Raw genomic sequence first — 16,587 nt, forward strand, 5'->3', positions numbered from 1 at the left:
GCTGATCGTCACCACGGCCAACGCGGTGAACTTCGTGGACGGCCTCGACGGCCTCGCTGCCGGCATGGTCGCGATCGGCGCCGTCGCGTTCTTCTCGTACGCGTTCTCGCTCGCCGTGGTCAACGGCGAGACGCGCGCCATCGCCGCCGCCCTCCTGACCGCGGCGCTGGCCGGGGCGTGCATCGGGATCCTGCCGCACAACTTCTTCCCGGCCCGGATGTTCATCGGCGACTCCGGCTCGATGCTCATCGGCTTCATGCTCGCCTGCTCCTCGATCAGCCTCACGGGCCAGTTCCCGGCCACGAGCCTCTCCGAGGGCGTGGGCGGGGGAGCGGCGAGCTTCCTGCCCGCCCTGCTGCCGCTGTTCCTGCCGTTCGCGATCCTGCTCGTCCCCTTCCTCGACCTGGCGCTCGCCGTGGTGCGCCGCACCCGGGCCGGGCGCTCCCCGTTCAGCCCGGACAAGATGCACATCCACCACCGGCTGCTCGAGATCGGCCACTCGCACCGCCGTGCCGTGCTGCTCATGTACGCGGCGGCCGGGCTCGTGGCGTTCGGCAGCGTCGTGGTGAGCCTGTTCAGCGGGTGGCAGTCGATCGTCGGATTCGTCGTGCTCGCCCTGCTCACGGCCGCCTCGGCCTTCGTGCTGCCTCGGTTCGAGGGTCGCGTGTGGAACCGCACGTGAGCGGCTCGGCTCCGGACCCACGGCCCACCGTCCGGCGGGTGGTCCCCGTCGCGGTCCCGATGGTGGTCGCCGTGCTGCTGTGCGCGACGGTCGCCGGCGCCACCCACGGGTGGCCGGGGGTGCTCGGCGCCCTCCTCGCCGGGATCGTGGTGGTGGCCTTCCTCGGCTCCACGCCGCTGGTGATGAACCCGGTCGCGCGCTCGAGCCCGGTGCTCGCCCTGCCCGCGGCGGTGCTGTTCTTCCTCGTCAAGGCGTTCGCCGCCATGGCGGTGCTGCTGCTGCTCTTCGACGTCGGTGGGGTGGCCGAGCACGTCGACCGCCGTGCCTTCGGCCTGTCCGCCGTGGTGTGCAGCCTGGTGTGGACGGCCCTGCAGGTCCGGGCGTTCCGCCGCCGTCGAGTCCTCACGTATGACCTGGACGACACCCCGCCGTGACCTCCTGGTAGCCTCTCGAGTGCGTCGAAGCCCAGCCGGTTCCCGGTCGGTCACGACGTGAACGATGACGCTGGCCGTATGCCGGATCGCCGACTTCCCAGTCGGAATCGACCGCGCCATGAGACAAAGGTGACCGAGTGACCCTCGCCTCGACCGCCCTGGCGGCTGCCGCTGACGGCCCGCCGCAGCCCGGCCCCGGGAGCTTCCTGCTCCCGCCGACGTTCACGATCGGCGGCTGGGAGGTCAACAAGCCCGAGCTCTTCCTCGTCTTCTCCATCGTCATCGTCTTCGGCTTCGCGTATGCGACGAGCCGCAAGGCCGCGGTGGTCCCCGGCCGACTGCAGTTCGCCGGCGAGTACGTCTACGGCTTCATCCGCAACGGCATCGCCCGCGACAACATCGGCAGCCAGGACTTCATGAAGTACGTGCCGTACCTGTTCACGGTCTTCCTGTTCGTGCTGGTGAACAACTTCTACGGCGTGATCCCGGTCATCCAGTTCCCGTCGATGTCGAAGTTCGGCTTCCCGGTGGCCCTGGCCCTCGTGACCTGGCTGATCTACAACGTCGCGGGCATCGGCAGGCACGGCTTCTTCGGCTACCTCAAGCACCAGACCGTGCCGGCCGGGGCCAAGGGCCCCATCCTGCTGGCCCTGGTGCCGCTGGAGTTCCTCTCCAACATCATCGTGCGACCGTTCACGCTCGCGCTGCGACTCTTCGCGACCATGTTCGCGGGGCACCTGCTGATCCTGCTGTTCTCGCTCGGCGCCGCGTACCTGGTGACCGACTACGCGAACGCCGCCATCGGCATCCCCGCGGGGATCGTGTCCTTCCTGCTCGGCATCGGGGTCAGCTTCCTCGACATGCTGATCATGTTCCTGCAGGCCTACGTCTTCACGCTGCTGACCGCGATGTACATCGGCAGCGCGATCGCCGACGAGCACTGAGCTCGCTCGGTACCACCTGACCACCTCTCGACCCGCACCCGACGCCTCCTGCGTCACCACGAAAGGAAAGAACCGTCATGACTGGTTCCATCGCCACCGTCGGCCTCGGACTGGCCGCTGTCGGCCCGGCCATCGCCGTCGGCCTGATCTTCGCCGCCTACGTCACGGGCGTCGCCCGTCAGCCCGAGGCGCAGGGCAAGCTCCAGGGCATCGCGATCTTCGGCTTCGTCCTCGCTGAGCAGTTCTTCATCATCGCGCTGGCCCTGGCCTTCGTCTTCGGCTACAACTGATCCTCGCTAAGGGAGATTCACCATGAGCGCGATCCTGGTCGCCGCAGCAGAGGGCGAGGAGCACAACCCGCTCGTCCCCGAGCTGCCCGAGATCGTCCTGGGCCTCGTCGTCCTGGGCATCCTCTTCCTGCTGGTCCGCAAGTTCGTCGTGCCCAACTTCGAGCAGGCGTTCGCCGAGCGGACCGCCGCCATCGAGGGCGGGATCGAGGAGGCCAAATCTGCCCAGAAGGAGGCGCAGGCCGCGCTCGAGAAGTACAACGCCCAGCTGGCCGACGCCCGGCACGAGGCCTCGCGGATCCGCGAGGAGGCCAAGGAGCAGGGCGCGCAGATCATCGCCGAGCTCCGGGCCCAGGCCCAGGACGAGGCCGCCCGCATCACGGCCACGGCGCACGCGCAGGTCGAGGCCGAGCGGTCGCAGGCCCTCGCCCAGCTGAAGGCCGAGGTGGGCTCGCTCGCCACGGACCTCGCCGGACGCATCGTCGGTGAGTCGCTCGAGGACGAGGCGCGTCAGCGTCGCACCGTCGAGCGCTTCATCACGGAGCTGGAGGGGTCGGCCAACTGATGCGAGGCATCTCCGCGAGGTCCCAGCACGAGGTCCTGTCGGCCGTCGAGTCGGCCCAGGGTTCCTCGGCGGCGCTCGGCAGCCAGCTCTTCGGGGTGGTGGCGCTGCTCGACGCCAACCCGGCACTGCGCCGCGTGCTCACGGACCCGTCGACCGAGCCCGAGGCCAAGGCAGGCCTCGCGGCCACCGTGCTCGGCTCGCAGGTCGACGGCGCGACCCTCGACGTGGTCAAGGCCGCGGCGGCGTCGCGCTGGAACGCCGGGCGCGACCTGGCCGACGCCCTCGAGACCGCCGGTGCGGCCGCCCTGGTCGGGCGTGCCGACGCCGCTGGTGACCTCGAGCGGGTCGAGACCGAGCTGTTCGAGCTCGGCCGCACGGTCGCCGGCGACGTCGAGCTCCGTGGCGTCGTGGCCGATCGCTCGGTCCCGGCCAAGGCCAAGGCGTCCCTGCTGGCCTCGATCTTCGAGGGCAAGGTCTCGACCGAGACCCTCGAGCTCGCGCAGCAGGCGGTCGTGGCACGCACCGGGTCGTTCGAGAAGGTCCTGACCGCGTTCGGAGAGGTGGCGGCCCAGCGTCGCGACCGCCTCGTCGCGGTCGTGCGCGTGGCCTACGAGCTGTCCGACGACGAGCGTTCCCGACTCGCGGCCGCCCTGGCCGGCAAGTACGGACGCGACGTCCACCTCAACATCGTGGTCGACCCGTCGGTCGTCGGAGGCATCGCCGTCTCCGTCGAGGGCGAGGTCGTCGACGGAACCATGTCCAGCCGACTCGAGGCCGCCCGCCGGCAGCTCGCCGGCTGACGTCCCCTGATCATCCGGCACCACCCAGCCACCAGACCCACAGAAGGCAGGCAGAAGACATGACGGAACTCTCCATCCGTCCCGAGGAGATCCGCGACGCGCTGCAGCAGTTCGTGTCCGACTACTCCCCGAGCGCCAGCAAGACCGAAGAGGTCGGCATCGTCGCCGAGGCCGGCGACGGCATCGCACGGATCGAGGGTCTGCCCTCGGCCATGGCCAACGAGCTGCTCGAGTTCGAGGACGGCACGCTCGGCCTCGCGCTGAACCTCGACGTCCGCGAGATCGGTGTCGTCATCCTGGGTGACTTCTCCGGCATCGAGGAGGGCCAGAAGGTCAAGCGCACCGGCGAGGTGCTCTCCGTGCCCGTCGGCGACGGCTACCTCGGCCGCGTGGTCGACCCGCTCGGCCAGCCGATCGACGGTCTGGGCGACGTGGAGACCGACGGCCGTCGTGCCCTCGAGCTCCAGGCCCCCAACGTGGTGCAGCGTCAGTCGGTCTCCGAGCCGCTCATGACCGGCATCAAGGCCATCGACTCGCTCACGCCCATCGGTCGCGGCCAGCGCCAGCTGATCATCGGTGACCGCCAGACCGGCAAGACGGCGATCGCCATCGACACGATCATCAACCAGAAGGAGTTCTGGGAGAGCGGCGACCCGACCAAGCAGGTCCGCTGCATCTACGTCGGCATCGGCCAGAAGGGCTCGACCATCGCCGGCGTCCGCGGCGCCCTCGAGGACGCGGGTGCGCTGGAGTACACGACGATCGTCGCGGCCCCCGCCTCGGACTCGGCCGGCTTCAAGTACCTCGCCCCGTACACCGGCTCGGCCATCGGCCAGCACTGGATGTACCAGGGCAAGCACGTCCTGATCATCTTCGACGACCTCTCCAAGCAGGCCGAGGCCTACCGTGCGGTCTCGCTGCTGCTGCGTCGTCCGCCGGGCCGCGAGGCCTACCCCGGAGACGTCTTCTACCTCCACAGCCGGCTGCTCGAGCGCTGCGCCAAGCTCAACGACGAGCTGGGCGCCGGCTCGATGACGGGTCTCCCGGTCATCGAGACCAAGGCGAACGACGTCTCGGCCTACATCCCGACCAACGTCATCTCGATCACCGACGGCCAGATCTTCCTGCAGTCGGACCTGTTCAACGCCAACCAGCGCCCCGCCGTCGACGTCGGGATCTCCGTCTCGCGCGTCGGTGGTGCGGCCATGACGAAGGCGATGAAGGCGGTCACGGGCTCGCTCAAGGTCGACCTGGCGCAGTACCGCGCCATGGAGGCGTTCGCCATGTTCGCCTCCGACCTCGACGCCGCGTCCAAGGCCCAGCTCGCCCGCGGACAGCGCCTCATGGAGCTGTTCAAGCAGGGTCAGTACGCCCCGTTCCCGATGGAGCAGCAGGTCGTCTCGCTCTGGGCCGGTACCCAGGGCAAGCTCGACCCGGTCCCCGTCGAGGACATCAGCCGCTTCGAGGAGGAGTTCCTCGACTACGTGAAGCGCTCGCACGAGGGCATCTTCACCACGATCCGCGAGACGGCGAAGTTCGACGACGACACGGCGTCCTCCCTGGAGTCGGCGTACACGTCGTTCCTCGAGCAGTTCGAGACCAGCGAGGGCGGACGCATCTCCGTCGGTCGCGAGGACTTCGACGCTCTGGACGACGAGGACGTCGAGCAGGAGCAGATCGTCAAGCAGAAGCGGGGCTGACCCACATGGCAGCGTCGGTACGAGAGCTACGAGCGAAGATCAGGTCGACCCAGGCGACCAAGAAGATCACGCGCGCCATGGAGCTCATCGCCGCCTCGCGCATCATCAAGGCGCAGCAGCACGCGGCGGCGGCGGCTCCGTACGCCCGTGAGCTGACCCGGGCGGTGTCGGCGGTGGCGACGTTCTCCAACGTCGACCACCCGCTCACCACCGAGAAGGAGAACCCCACGCGGGCGGCGGTGCTCGTCATCACGAGCGACCGCGGCCTCGCGGGGTCATACTCCTCCAGCGTCCTCAAGGAGGCGGAGCGGCTCACCGAGAAGCTCCGGTCCGAGGGCAAGGAGGTCGACTTCTACCTCTCCGGTCGCAAGGCCGTGACGTACTTCTCCTTCCGCCAGCGCGAGTTCGTCGCGTCGTGGACCGGGTACTCCGACAAGCCGGAGTACGCCAACGCCCGCGAGATCGGCGACGCGCTCACGAGCCTGTTCGCCCAGGACGAGACGGACGAGGAGGCCGTCGACCCGTCCCGCGCCGTCGACGAGCTGCACATCGTGTTCACGCGGTTCAAGTCGATGCTCACGCAGGAGCCGGACGTCATCCGTCTGCTCCCGCTCGAGGTCGTCGAGGGCACGGAGGCTCCCGAGGAGTCGGACCTGCTGCCGCTGTACGAGTTCGAGCCCTCGGCCCACGAGGTCCTCGACGCGCTGCTGCCGAAGTACGTCAACAGCCGCATCTACTACTGCCAGCTGCAGGCGGCCGCCTCCGAGCTCGCCGCCCGCCAGAAGGCCATGAAGTCCGCGACCGACAACGCGCAGGACCTCATCGAGAAGTACACCCGCATTGCCAACCAGGCCCGCCAGGCCGGCATTACCCAGGAGATCAGCGAGATCGTGGGCGGCGCCAACGCGCTCGCCGACGCCACCGCTGGTCAGGAGTGAGAGAGCTATGACTGCCACTGCCGAAGAGAAGACCACGACCACCGGTCGCGTCGCGCGGGTCATCGGCCCGGTCCTCGACATCGAGTTCCCGTCGGACTCGATGCCGGAGATCTACAACGCGCTCACCGTGGAGACCAGCATCCCCGGGAGCGAGGAGACCCTCACCCTCGAGGTCGCCCAGCACATCGGTGACGGCCTGGTGCGCGCCATCAGCCTGCGCCCGACCGACGGTGTCGTGCGCGGCAGCGTCGTCACCGACACCGGCGAGCCGATCTCGGTGCCGGTCGGCGACCAGACGCTCGGCCGGGTGTTCAACACCACCGGCGCGGTCATGAACATGCCCGAGGGCGAGACCTTCGAGGCGGCAGAGCGCTGGGGCATCCACCGCAAGGCCCCCGCGTTCGACCAGCTCGAGTCCAAGACGCAGATGTTCCAGACCGGCATCAAGGTCATCGACCTGCTGACGCCCTACGTCCTCGGCGGCAAGATCGGCCTGTTCGGCGGCGCCGGCGTCGGCAAGACGGTGCTCATCCAGGAGATGATCGCCCGTGTGGCCAAGGACCACGACGGCGTGTCGGTGTTCGCCGGAGTCGGCGAGCGCACCCGCGAGGGCAACGACCTCATCGCCGAGATGGAGGAGGCCGACGTCCTCGACAAGGTCGCCCTCGTCTTCGGCCAGATGGACGAGCCGCCCGGAGCGCGTCTGCGCGTGGCGCTGTCGGCCCTGACGATGGCGGAGTACTTCCGCGACGTCCAGAACCGCGACGTGCTGCTGTTCATCGACAACATCTTCCGGTTCACGCAGGCCGGCTCCGAGGTCTCCACGCTGCTCGGCCGCATGCCGTCCGCCGTGGGCTACCAGCCGACGCTGGCCGACGAGATGGGCGTGCTGCAGGAGCGCATCACCTCCACGCGTGGTCACTCGATCACGTCGCTGCAGGCGATCTACGTGCCGGCAGACGACTACACCGACCCGGCCCCGGCCACCACGTTCGCGCACCTGGACGCCACCACCGAGCTCAACCGTGAGATCGCCTCCATGGGCATCTACCCCGCGGTCGACCCGCTGACGTCCACCTCGCGCATCCTGGACCCGCGCTACATCGCCGACGACCACTACACGACGGCCAACCGGGTCAAGGGCATCCTGCAGCGCAACAAGGAGCTCCAGGACATCATCGCCATCCTCGGTGTCGACGAGCTGAGCGAGGAGGACAAGACGATCGTCTCGCGCGCCCGTCGCATCCAGCGCTTCCTCAGCCAGAACACCTACGTGGCCAAGCAGTTCACCGGCATCGAGGGCTCCACCGTCCCGCTCGACGAGACGATCGACGCCTTCACCAAGATCTGCGACGGTGAGTACGACCACGTGGCCGAGCAGGCCTTCTTCATGTGCGGCGGTCTCGACGACGTCGATGCGAAGTGGGCCGAGATCCAGAAGAACTCCTGATGGCGGACACGACGCTCCAGGTCGAGCTGGTCGCCGCCGACCGCGTGGTGTGGTCGGGGGAGGCCCACGAGGTCGTCGCCCGCACCGTCGAGGGTGACCTCGGTGTCCTCGTCGGGCACGCGCCGCTGCTGTCGGTGCTCGTGCCCGGCGTGGTCAAGATCAAGGCCGACGGCGAGACGGTCGTCGCGGTCGTCGAGGACGGGTTCCTGTCCGTCGCCGACGACCGCGTCTCGATCCTGAGCGAGGACACCCACCTGGTGTCCGAGCTCGACCGCGACCAGGTGCAGGCCGAGCTGGAGCAGGCGCGGTCCGACGACGACGACGCGGCCGTCCAGCGCGCCGAGGCCAAGCTCCGCGGCATCGAGCTGGCCTAGGGTTCTCGGCCGTCTGCCGGAGGAGGGAGGGCGGGGTGCCGCTGTGGCTGTGGGCCGTGGACCTCGTCCTCGCCGCGATCGCCCTCACCGTCGTCCTGCTGGCCGTCCTCGTGCTGCGCCGTCGGTACCTGGCGCGCACGCTGGGCGCCTTCGACCTCAGCATCAACAAGCGGGACGGCGCGTCGGCCCAGGGGTGGACCCTGGGCCTCGCGGTGTACCGCGGAAGCACGCTGGAGTGGTACCGGACCTTCTCGTTGAGGCTGCGTCCGGCGTACCGGTTCTCGCGGGACGCCATGGCCGTCGACGGTCGTCGTGACCCCGTGGGCGGTGAGGTGCACGCGGTCCACGACGGGCACGTGGTCGTGACCACACGCAACCCGACACCGGTGCAGCAGCTCGCCCTGACCCCGGCGGCCCTGACGGGGCTGCTGGCCTGGCTCGAGGCCTCGCCCCCCGGGCAGCGCGTCAGCACCGTCCTCTAGCTCCTCCCCGCACGCAGGGCCAGCGACCACCATGTGCGAGAACGAGGTGGATCGGTTTTCGGCGTTTCGATTGACGATCTCCCGAGGACTACGGGACCATGGTCCCGATGGACCATGCCCGGTCGACCGGGTCCCCCGATGGAACAGGTAGCCCCATGAACCGAATGACCAAGCGCATCGTCGTCGCCACCTTCGCGTCGGCCCTCGCGTTCCTGCCGCTGTCGTCGCCGGCCCAGGCTGACGTCGACTCCACGTCCTCCGTCACGAAGGTGACCAAGGTCAAGTCCGGCGGCACCGTCACCACCCAGCGAGCCATCGACTGGGAGTGACCCCCACCAGCACGTGACCGGATCGCCGTCGTCCCGCGTGGACGGCGGCGATCTGCGTCTCCGACGGGCTCGCTGGGGCTCGCCGCTGTGCCGTCGGGCGGGCTCGCTGGCGCTCGCCGCTGTGCCGTCGGGCGGGCTCGCTAGCGCTCGCCGCTGTGCGGTCGGGCAGGCTCGCTAGCGCTCGCCGCTGTGCGGTCGGGCAGGCTCGCTAGCGCTCGCCGCCGGGCACCCAGAGGATGTCGCCGGCCTCGCGGTTCGCGTAGCGACCGAGGATGAACAGCAGGTCGCTCAGCCGGTTCAGGTAGCGGGCCGTCAACGGGTTCATCGTGTCGCCGTGCACCTCGATCGCGGCCCACGCGGATCGCTCGGCGCGCCGGGTCACCGTGCGCGCGACGTGCAGGGCCGATGCCGAGCGGGTGCCGCCGGGCAGGATGAACGAGCGCAGCTTCTCGAGCCGGTCGTTGTACTGGTCGCACCAGCCCTCGAGCCGGTCGACGTAGTCGGGCTCGACACGCAACGGCGGGTGCTCGGGGTTCTCCACGACCGGAGCGCCGAGGTCGGCACCGACGTCGAACAGGTCGTTCTGCACGTGCCGGATGACCGCGGTCACCTCGTCGTCCAGCTCGTCGAACGCCAGGGCGAGCCCCAGCTGGCTGTTGGCCTCGTCGACGTCGGCGTAGGCCACGAGCCGCAGGTCGTTCTTCGAGGTGCGGCTGAAGTCGACCAGGTTGGTCGTGCCGTCGTCGCCGGTCCGGGTGTAGATCCGTGTCAGGTTGACCATGACCTCACCCTAGGGCGTGTCGCTCGGGACGGCCGGGCCACCTGAGGCGGGTCGCGTGGCTCACAGAGTCTGCCGCGTCACGTTACGGCGCGGTAACCTGACCGGCATGCCTGACAAGTCTGCGCCCGACCGTCCCTGGGTGATGCGCACGTACGCCGGACACAGCTCGGCGGCCGAGTCCAACGCGCTGTACCGCAAGAACCTGGCGAAGGGCCAGACCGGGCTCTCGGTGGCCTTCGACCTGCCCACCCAGACCGGCTACGACCCCGACCACGTGCTGTCGCGCGGCGAGGTGGGCAAGGTCGGCGTCCCGATCCCGCACCTGGGATCGATGCGACGGCTGTTCCAGGACATCCCGCTCGGCGAGATGAACACCTCCATGACGATCAACGCCACCGCCATGTGGCTGCTCGCCATGTACCAGGTGGCCGCCGAGGAGCAGGGCGTCGATCCGTCGGCGCTCGCCGGGACGACCCAGAACGACATCATCAAGGAGTACCTGTCGCGCGGGACCTACGTCTTCGGTCCTGCCCCGTCGCTGCGGCTGACGACCGACATGATCGCCTACACGGTCAACACGATCCCCAAGTGGAACCCGCTCAACATCTGCAGCTACCACCTGCAGGAGGCCGGCGCCACGCCCACGCAGGAGATCGCCTACGCGCTGAGCACCGCCATCGCGGTGCTCGACGCCGTGAAGGACTCCGGCCAGGTCGACGACGCCGACTTCGAGAAGACCGTCGGGCGCATCTCGTTCTTCGTCAACGCCGGTGTCCGCTTCATCGAGGAGACTTGCAAGATGCGTGCCTTCGGGCAGCTCTGGGAGCAGATCACCCGCGACCGCTACGGCGTCACCGACCCCAAGATGCGTCGCTTCCGCTACGGCGTGCAGGTCAACTCCCTGGGACTCACCGAGGCCCAGCCCGAGAACAACGTGCAGCGCATCGTGCTCGAGATGCTCGGCGTCACGCTCAGCAAGAACGCCCGGGCCCGGGCGGTGCAGCTGCCCGCCTGGAACGAGGCGCTCGGCCTGCCCCGCCCGTGGGACCAGCAGTGGTCGCTGCGCCTCCAGCAGGTCCTCGCCTTCGAGTCCGACCTCCTCGAGTACGACGACATCTTCGAGGGCTCGCACGTCATCGAGGCCAAGGTGGCCGAGCTCGTGGAGGGTGCGCAGGCCGAGATCGACCGCGTGCAGGCCATGGGCGGTGCCGTGGCGGCCGTCGAGTCCGGCTACATGAAGTCCGAGCTGGTCGCCTCGCACGCCGCCCGCCGCTCGAAGATCGAGTCCGGCGAGATGAAGGTCGTGGGCGTCAACAGCTACGTCGAGACCGAGCCGTCGCCCCTGACCGCGGACCTCGACGGCGCCATCATGGTGGCCGACCCGCAGGCCGAGGCCAACGCCGTCGCCGACGTGCAGGCATGGCGCGAGCAGCGCGACCAGGGTGCCGTCGACGCGGCTCTCGAGAGGCTGCAGTCCGAGGCCAAGACCGAGACGAACCTGATGGAGGCGACGCTCGCGGCCGTGCGGGCCGGTGCGACCGTGGGGGAGTGGTCGGGTGCGCTGCGCGAGGTGTTCGGCGAGTACCGGGCACCCACCGGCGTGTCCGGCGCCGTCGGCGTGGCGGAGGCCGGCGCCGAGCTGACCGCCGTGCGCGAGAAGGTCAAGCGCACGGGTGACGAGCTCGGCACCCGGCTGCGCTTCCTGGTCGGCAAGCCGGGCCTGGACGGCCACTCCAACGGGGCCGAGCAGATCGCCGTCCGCGCCCGCGACGTCGGCTTCGAGGTCGTGTACCAGGGCATCCGGCTGACTCCCGAGCAGATCGTCTCCGCCGCCGTGGCCGAGGACGTGCACGTGGTGGGTCTGTCGATCCTGTCGGGGTCGCACATGGAGCTCGTGCCCGACGTGCAGCAGCGCATGCGCGAGGCCGGCATGGACGACGTGCCCCTCATCGTCGGTGGCATCATCCCCGACTCCGACGGTCGTCGTCTCGAGGCGGACGGCGTCGCCGCGGTGTTCACCCCGAAGGACTTCGGCATGACCGACATCATGGGTCGCATCGTCGACGAGATCCGCAAGGCCAAGGGCCTCGAGGCCTGACCGCGCGCGAAGGGCCCGGGACCACACGGTCCCGGGCCCTTCGTCGTCCGTGGGTCAGTTGAGGACGCGGAAGCCCTCGGGCAGCGCGCCGCCGGACTGGATGTCACGGGTCAGGTCCTGCAGGGCCATGAGCGCGACGGACTGAGTGAACGGGCCGTACGACACGCGAGCGACGCCGAGCTCCTGCTGGCGCGCGAGGGGGATGGACCCCGGGTAGCCGATGGTGGTGAGCCGCTGCGGGCCCCAGGCGTCGACGAACGCGCTGACGTCGTCCTCCGAGAGGGGGCCCGGGACGAAGACGATCGGCGCGCCGACCTCGATGAAGGCCCTGCCGCGCTCGATCGCGTCGGCGATGACCTCGTCGTGCGGACGGTCGCCGGCCTTCGCGACGACGTCGGTGCGGGCGTTCAGCACGAACGGGATGCCCTCGGCCTCACCGGCCTTCACGACGGCCTCGACCGCGGCCACGGCCTCGGCCAGAGGCTTCACCTGGTCCTCGAGGTTGGCACCGACCGCGCCCACGCCGATCGCCTTGCGGGCGGTCTCGCCGGGGTCGCCGTAGCCGGCCTCGAGGTCGGCCGTCACCGGCAGGTGCGTGTTCGCGACGATGAGCCCGACGGCGGCGATCATCTCGTCGACCGGGATGTTCTCGCCGTCCTCGTAGCCGTGCGACGCGGCGATGGAGTGGCTCGCCGTGGCGAGGGCCTTGGTGCCCTCGACCTCGGTGACGATGCGGGCGGTGATGGCGTCCCACACGTTCACGACGGTGAGCAGCTCCGGGGCGGTGTGCAGGTCGAGCAGCGTCTGGGCGCGTGTCTTCAGGTCCATGACGCCGACGCTAGGGCACGACGTCGGGACCCACCAGACGAATCTCGCCCCGGGACGGACTCAGGCGGCGAGGGCGTGCTTCTTGGCCTTCTTGCCCGGCGTCTTCGCGTTCTTGGAGCCGGACTTCTTGCCCTGGGACTTCGTGCTCTTCGACCCGGACTTCTTGCCCTTCTTGCCCTTCTTGGACTTCTTGTCCTTCTTCTCCACCGGGACGACGGTGCCGTCGGCGCCGATGCGGACGAGCCGCCTCTTCTTCACGCCGTAGCCGTCGGGGAGGGTGCCTTCCTTGAGCATCCGGATCGGGCAGCGCTTGCAGCGGTTCTTGCTGACGCAGCACTTGCGCTTCGGCTCCTTGGACACGAGCAGACCGTAGCATCGGGCCCATGAGGTCACCCGGCGACGATGGAGGACGACGATGACGTCACAGGCGTTCGTGGAGAAGCTCAACGAGCAGCTGGGGCACGAGTTCGGGGCGCACCAGCAGTACGTGGCGATCGCGGCGTTCTACGACGCCCAGACGATGCCGCGGATGGCGGCGCTCTTCTACGACCAGGCGGCCGAGGAGCGCGACCACGCCATGATGATGGTGCAGTACCTGCTGGACGCCGGCGAGACGCCGCACATCCCTGCCCTGCCTGCGCCGGTCGGAGAGTTCGGCGACGTCGTGGAGCCGGTCCGCGCTGCGCTCGAGCAGGAGAAGAAGGTCACCGAGCAGGTCAACGAGCTGACCCGGATCGCGAGGGCCGACGGCGACTTCGCGTCGGAGCAGTTCATGCAGTGGTTCATCCGGGAGCAGGTGGAGGAGGTCGCCAAGATGGGGGACCTGCTGGCCGTGGTCACGCGGGCGAAGGACGACGTCGACCGCATCGAGGACTGGGTCGCCCGCGAGGACACGGGGGAGTCCTCCGACCCGACGGCGCCCAGGATCGCCGGTGCGTAGGGCCCTGCCGCTCCTCGCCCTCGTCGGGGCACTCCTGGTCGGTTGCGGCCTGGACTCCGACGACGAGCCCGGTACGGACGCCGAGGCCGGCGGCGGCTCGGTCGCGGCCACGTCGATCACCATCGAGGTGCGCACCGAGGCCGACGCCGAGCCGAACGTCATGACCCTCGAGTGCGACCCGGTGGGTGGCGACCACCCCCAGGCCCAGGAGGCCTGCGCCGCGCTCGCGTCGGCCGGGGCGGACGTCCTCGAGCCCGTGCCGGCCGACCAGGTCTGCACGATGATCTACGGCGGCCCCCAGACCGCCACGGTGAAGGGCACGGTCGACGGCGCCGACGTCGATGCCACCTTCACCCGCGAGAACGGCTGCGAGGTCGACCGCTGGGAGACCCTCGGCACCACCTTCTTCGACGTCCCCCTTCAATGAGGCGCGCGGCTCGTTCCTCGCCGCTCCAGCCGTTCGTTCCTCACGGCTGCCGGGCTCTGCCCGGGCGCCTGCCGTCACTCGCTGGCGCTCGCTCGGCCCATGCTGGCGTCGCTGGCCGAGCCCCACACGGTGGGAGCGTTCAGAACAGGCGCAGGGAGGGGTCGTCGATGCCGCGGAGGGCGTCGTAGTCGACGACGACGCACTCGATGCCTCGGTCCTCGGCGAGCACGCGGGCCTGGGGCTTGATCTCCTGGGCGGCGAAGATGCCGCGCACGGGGCGCAGCTTCGGGTCGCGGTTCATCAGCTCGAGGTAGCGGGTGAGCTGCTCGACGCCGTCGATGTCGCCGCGCCGCTTGATCTCGACGGCCACGGCGGCGCCGGCGTCGTCGCGGCACAGCAGGTCGACCGGTCCGATCGCGGTCATGAACTCACGGCGCACGAGCGACATGCCGACGCCGAAGGTGCTCGTGTGCTCGGCCAGGAGCTCCTGCAGGTGCTTCTCGACGCCGTCCTTGCGCAGGCCGGGGTCGACGCCCAGGTCGTGGCTGGAGTCGGACACGACCTCGTCGATGAGGATGCGCAGCGTGTCGTCGGTCTTGCCGGCCTGCACGACCCACTCGAGGCGACCGTCGTCGGCGGTGCCCTCCTTGAGGCTGCAGGGCGGGCTCATCCAGTTCAACGGCTTGTAGGAGCCACCGTCGGAGTGCACGAGCACCGAGCCGTCGGCCTTGACCATGATGACCCGGGTGGCCATGGGCAGATGTGCGGTGAGCCGCCCGGCGTAGTCGACCTGGCAGCGTGCGACGACCAGACGCACTACTGACGCACCAACGTCCCGAGCTTGAACACCAGCGTGCCGTCCTTGATGGTGCCCTCGTCGTCGTTGCCGTCGCCACCCTGCAGCGTCACGACGCCGTCGGCGACCTCGTAGTCACCCGTCCGGAACTCCGGCACGCCCTGGAAGTCCTCGGAGAACGTGCCGTCGGCCTTGAAGGTCACCGTCCAGTCGGCCTCGTCGTCGCGCCACGTGCCGGCGAGGTCGGCCGCGTCGGCCGGATCGTCGGTGGGCTCGGCCGCCGTGGGGGACTCGGACGCGGAGGCGGAGGTCGACGGGGACGGCGAGGAGCCGTCGGGGGTCCCCGGTCCGTCGTCGGACCCGCAGGCGGCGAGGGTGCTCAGCGCGAGGGCGGCGATGCCCGTGGCCAGGCTCATACGACGATTCATGTGACAGCCCTCCCGTTGGTGCGGATCGGACGCTAGTGTGTCACGACCCCGAAGTTACCTAGGAGTAGGCATGCAGGAGATCGTGGACCGTCTCACGGCCGACGACCGCGGCGCCGAGATCGCCCGGACGCTGGTGTACCCGTACCTCAACCACGCCGCCACCATGTACGAGAGCGGCTACGCCACCAAGGACGACATCGACGCCTCGATGCGCTTCGGCTGCGGCTACCCGATCGGCCCGCTGGCCCTGGTCGACGCCCTCGGTGCCGCCACCGTGGTCGAGGGCCTGCGCGCCCAGCACGCCGGCACCGGTGACCCGCTCCACGAGCCGGCTCCCGTGCTGGTGAAGCTCGCCGAGTCCTCCGAGACGTTCGAGGCCGCCGCCGACGCGGGCGCCGACGCGGCCCCCCAGAAGCACCACCCGGTCGCCAAGGTCGGTGTCGTCGGCACGGGCACCATGGCCTCCGGCATCGTCGAGGTCTTCGCCAAGGCCGGGCACGACGTGGTCTTCGTCGGTCGCTCCGACGACAAGGTCGCCGCCGTCCAGGCCCGGATCGAGAAGAACCTCGACCGGGCGATCGCCAAGGGACGGCTCACCGAGGACGAGAAGTCCGACGTCATCGGTCGGCTGACCGCCGCGACGGACCGGCACGCGCTCGACGACGTCGACATCGTGGTGGAGGCCATCGCCGAGGACCTCGACGTGAAGCTCGAGCTCTTCGGCGACCTCGACCGCATCACCAAGCCCGGGGCGATCCTCGCGACCACCACGTCGTCGCTCTCCATCGCGTCGTGCGCCGAGGCCACCTCGCGTCCGCAGGACGTCGTGGGCATGCACTTCTTCAACCCCGCCCCGGTCATGAAGCTCGTCGAGGTCGTCTCCGCGGACTCGACCTCGCCCGAGGTCGCCGAGACCGTCAAGGCCCTGTGCCTCGACGTCGGCAAGCACCCGGTCTCCTGCGGTGATCGCGCCGGGTTCATCGTGAACGCGCTGCTGTTCCCCTACCTCAACGACGCCGTGACGCTGCACGAGTCCGGTGAGGCCTCGCTCGAGGAGATCGACACCGCGCTCAAGGGGACCAAGCTCCCCATGGGTCCGTTCGAGCTGCTCGACGTGGTCGGCAACGACGTCTCGCTGGCGATCCAGCAGACGCTGGTGTCCACCTTCGGTCACGAGGGCTGGACGCCCGCGCCGACCCTGGAGCGCCTGGTCGCCGAGGGCAAGCTCGGCCGCAAGACCGGCGAGGGCTTCCACACCTACTGAACCGATCCGACGAGAGGAGGGCGCCCGGGGTAACCCGGGC

The 16,587-nt window shown here is 69.7% G+C and carries 21 protein-coding genes; 16 read left to right on the forward strand and 5 right to left on the reverse strand.

Features of this window, described 5'->3' with window-relative positions; all coding sequences use genetic code 11:
* The 12 genes from ASF38_RS19420 to ASF38_RS17645 all read left to right on the forward strand — a co-directional run.
* Positions 1–682, forward strand: a 682-nt coding sequence (locus ASF38_RS19420) for an MraY family glycosyltransferase (protein WP_235497733.1), incomplete at its 5' end; no start/stop codon positions are given.
* 38 nt (positions 683–720) lie between these two features.
* Complete coding sequence (locus ASF38_RS13785) at positions 721–1,116, forward strand: hypothetical protein (RefSeq protein WP_156366928.1); 396 nt, start codon at positions 721–723, stop codon at positions 1,114–1,116.
* Positions 1,117–1,253: 137 nt separating this feature from the next.
* Positions 1,254–2,060, forward strand: coding sequence for a F0F1 ATP synthase subunit A (gene atpB / locus ASF38_RS13790; RefSeq protein WP_082480769.1), 807 nt, complete (start codon positions 1,254–1,256; stop codon positions 2,058–2,060).
* 77 nt (positions 2,061–2,137) lie between these two features.
* Positions 2,138–2,350: an ATP synthase F0 subunit C gene (locus tag ASF38_RS13795; RefSeq protein ID WP_055966982.1), complete on the forward strand. Its 213-nt coding sequence runs from the start codon at positions 2,138–2,140 to the stop codon at positions 2,348–2,350.
* 22 nt (positions 2,351–2,372) lie between these two features.
* Complete coding sequence (locus tag ASF38_RS13800; RefSeq protein WP_055966985.1) at positions 2,373–2,912, forward strand: F0F1 ATP synthase subunit B; 540 nt, start codon at positions 2,373–2,375, stop codon at positions 2,910–2,912.
* Positions 2,912–3,712 (forward strand): F0F1 ATP synthase subunit delta, encoded by an 801-nt coding sequence (locus ASF38_RS13805; RefSeq protein WP_055966988.1) that lies wholly within the window; start codon positions 2,912–2,914, stop codon positions 3,710–3,712. Before ASF38_RS13800 ends, ASF38_RS13805 begins: the two co-directional genes overlap by 1 nt.
* A 59-nt stretch (positions 3,713–3,771) precedes the next feature.
* Positions 3,772–5,412, forward strand: a complete 1,641-nt coding sequence (gene atpA, locus ASF38_RS13810) for a F0F1 ATP synthase subunit alpha (RefSeq protein ID WP_056576711.1) — start codon at positions 3,772–3,774, stop codon at positions 5,410–5,412.
* A gap of 5 nt (positions 5,413–5,417) precedes the next feature.
* Complete coding sequence (locus tag ASF38_RS13815; RefSeq protein WP_056576714.1) at positions 5,418–6,350, forward strand: F0F1 ATP synthase subunit gamma; 933 nt, start codon at positions 5,418–5,420, stop codon at positions 6,348–6,350.
* Positions 6,351–6,357: 7 nt separating this feature from the next.
* Positions 6,358–7,800: a F0F1 ATP synthase subunit beta gene (gene atpD, locus ASF38_RS13820; protein WP_055966996.1), complete on the forward strand. Its 1,443-nt coding sequence runs from the start codon at positions 6,358–6,360 to the stop codon at positions 7,798–7,800.
* Entirely contained in the window at positions 7,800–8,174 is a 375-nt protein-coding gene (locus ASF38_RS13825; protein ID WP_055966999.1) for a F0F1 ATP synthase subunit epsilon, read from the forward strand. Before atpD ends, ASF38_RS13825 begins: the two co-directional genes overlap by 1 nt.
* A 35-nt stretch (positions 8,175–8,209) precedes the next feature.
* Positions 8,210–8,656 (forward strand): DUF2550 domain-containing protein, encoded by a 447-nt coding sequence (locus ASF38_RS13830; protein WP_055967002.1) that lies wholly within the window; start codon positions 8,210–8,212, stop codon positions 8,654–8,656.
* 155 nt (positions 8,657–8,811) lie between these two features.
* Positions 8,812–8,985 (forward strand): hypothetical protein, encoded by a 174-nt coding sequence (locus ASF38_RS17645; RefSeq protein WP_156368016.1) that lies wholly within the window; start codon positions 8,812–8,814, stop codon positions 8,983–8,985.
* 208 nt (positions 8,986–9,193) lie between these two features.
* On the opposite strand, the gene ASF38_RS13835 is transcribed toward ASF38_RS17645, so the two are convergent.
* Positions 9,194–9,766: a cob(I)yrinic acid a,c-diamide adenosyltransferase gene (locus ASF38_RS13835; RefSeq protein WP_055967005.1), complete on the reverse strand. Its 573-nt coding sequence runs from the start codon at positions 9,764–9,766 to the stop codon at positions 9,194–9,196.
* Between the two features lie 106 nt (positions 9,767–9,872).
* Between ASF38_RS13835 and ASF38_RS13840 the strand changes: the two genes are divergently transcribed.
* On the forward strand, positions 9,873–11,864 hold the full coding sequence (locus ASF38_RS13840; RefSeq protein WP_055967008.1) for a protein meaA: 1,992 nt from the start codon (positions 9,873–9,875) through the stop codon (positions 11,862–11,864).
* A 54-nt stretch (positions 11,865–11,918) separates the two neighbouring features.
* Here ASF38_RS13840 and ASF38_RS13845 read toward each other — a convergent pair whose 3' ends face one another.
* Positions 11,919–12,692, reverse strand: coding sequence for an isocitrate lyase/phosphoenolpyruvate mutase family protein (locus ASF38_RS13845; protein ID WP_056553954.1), 774 nt, complete (start codon positions 12,690–12,692; stop codon positions 11,919–11,921).
* A 60-nt stretch (positions 12,693–12,752) separates the two neighbouring features.
* Positions 12,753–13,052: a hypothetical protein gene (locus ASF38_RS13850; RefSeq protein ID WP_156366929.1), complete on the reverse strand. Its 300-nt coding sequence runs from the start codon at positions 13,050–13,052 to the stop codon at positions 12,753–12,755.
* 55 nt (positions 13,053–13,107) lie between these two features.
* Between ASF38_RS13850 and ASF38_RS13855 the strand changes: the two genes are divergently transcribed.
* Both ASF38_RS13855 and ASF38_RS18495 read left to right on the forward strand, forming a co-directional pair.
* The gene (locus ASF38_RS13855) at positions 13,108–13,632 is read left to right on the forward strand and encodes a ferritin (RefSeq protein WP_055967017.1); all 525 of its coding nucleotides are present in this window, start codon (positions 13,108–13,110) and stop codon (positions 13,630–13,632) included.
* Positions 13,625–14,059, forward strand: coding sequence for an SSI family serine proteinase inhibitor (locus ASF38_RS18495; protein ID WP_200914533.1), 435 nt, complete (start codon positions 13,625–13,627; stop codon positions 14,057–14,059). The genes ASF38_RS13855 and ASF38_RS18495 overlap by 8 nt, the downstream gene beginning before the upstream one ends.
* A gap of 139 nt (positions 14,060–14,198) precedes the next feature.
* Here the strand turns inward: ASF38_RS18495 and nucS are convergent, their stop codons facing one another.
* Positions 14,199–14,876, reverse strand: coding sequence for an endonuclease NucS (gene nucS / locus ASF38_RS13865; RefSeq protein WP_055967019.1), 678 nt, complete (start codon positions 14,874–14,876; stop codon positions 14,199–14,201).
* Positions 14,876–15,271, reverse strand: coding sequence for a lipocalin family protein (locus tag ASF38_RS13870; RefSeq protein ID WP_056576717.1), 396 nt, complete (start codon positions 15,269–15,271; stop codon positions 14,876–14,878). Before ASF38_RS13870 ends, nucS begins: the two co-directional genes overlap by 1 nt.
* Before the next feature lie 82 nt (positions 15,272–15,353).
* Here ASF38_RS13870 and ASF38_RS13875 point away from each other — a divergent pair, with 82 nt between their 5' ends.
* Complete coding sequence (locus ASF38_RS13875; protein WP_056576720.1) at positions 15,354–16,547, forward strand: 3-hydroxyacyl-CoA dehydrogenase NAD-binding domain-containing protein; 1,194 nt, start codon at positions 15,354–15,356, stop codon at positions 16,545–16,547.
* The last annotated feature ends 40 nt before the right edge of the window (positions 16,548–16,587 follow it).

Origin of the sequence: Aeromicrobium sp. Leaf272 (assembly GCF_001422865.1) — a bacterium.
Taxonomy (GTDB): Bacteria; Actinomycetota; Actinomycetes; order Propionibacteriales; family Nocardioidaceae; genus Aeromicrobium.

What these genes read in the sequence shown, in the direction of transcription:
- ASF38_RS13845 (WP_056553954.1), bottom strand. Translation starts at nt 12,692, where the DNA reads ATGGACCTGAAGACACGCGCCCAGACGCTGCTCGACCTGCACACCGCC.
- ASF38_RS13815 (WP_056576714.1), top strand. Translation starts at nt 5,418, where the DNA reads ATGGCAGCGTCGGTACGAGAGCTACGAGCGAAGATCAGGTCGACCCAG.
- ASF38_RS17645 (WP_156368016.1), top strand. Translation starts at nt 8,812, where the DNA reads ATGAACCGAATGACCAAGCGCATCGTCGTCGCCACCTTCGCGTCGGCC.
- ASF38_RS13800 (WP_055966985.1), top strand. Translation starts at nt 2,373, where the DNA reads ATGAGCGCGATCCTGGTCGCCGCAGCAGAGGGCGAGGAGCACAACCCG.
- atpA (WP_056576711.1), top strand. Translation starts at nt 3,772, where the DNA reads ATGACGGAACTCTCCATCCGTCCCGAGGAGATCCGCGACGCGCTGCAG.
- ASF38_RS13870 (WP_056576717.1), bottom strand. Translation starts at nt 15,271, where the DNA reads ATGAGCCTGGCCACGGGCATCGCCGCCCTCGCGCTGAGCACCCTCGCC.
- ASF38_RS13795 (WP_055966982.1), top strand. Translation starts at nt 2,138, where the DNA reads ATGACTGGTTCCATCGCCACCGTCGGCCTCGGACTGGCCGCTGTCGGC.
- ASF38_RS13805 (WP_055966988.1), top strand. Translation starts at nt 2,912, where the DNA reads ATGCGAGGCATCTCCGCGAGGTCCCAGCACGAGGTCCTGTCGGCCGTC.
- ASF38_RS13835 (WP_055967005.1), bottom strand. Translation starts at nt 9,766, where the DNA reads ATGGTCAACCTGACACGGATCTACACCCGGACCGGCGACGACGGCACG.
- ASF38_RS13825 (WP_055966999.1), top strand. Translation starts at nt 7,800, where the DNA reads ATGGCGGACACGACGCTCCAGGTCGAGCTGGTCGCCGCCGACCGCGTG.
- ASF38_RS13875 (WP_056576720.1), top strand. Translation starts at nt 15,354, where the DNA reads ATGCAGGAGATCGTGGACCGTCTCACGGCCGACGACCGCGGCGCCGAG.
- ASF38_RS13840 (WP_055967008.1), top strand. Translation starts at nt 9,873, where the DNA reads ATGCCTGACAAGTCTGCGCCCGACCGTCCCTGGGTGATGCGCACGTAC.
- ASF38_RS13855 (WP_055967017.1), top strand. Translation starts at nt 13,108, where the DNA reads ATGACGTCACAGGCGTTCGTGGAGAAGCTCAACGAGCAGCTGGGGCAC.
- atpD (WP_055966996.1), top strand. Translation starts at nt 6,358, where the DNA reads ATGACTGCCACTGCCGAAGAGAAGACCACGACCACCGGTCGCGTCGCG.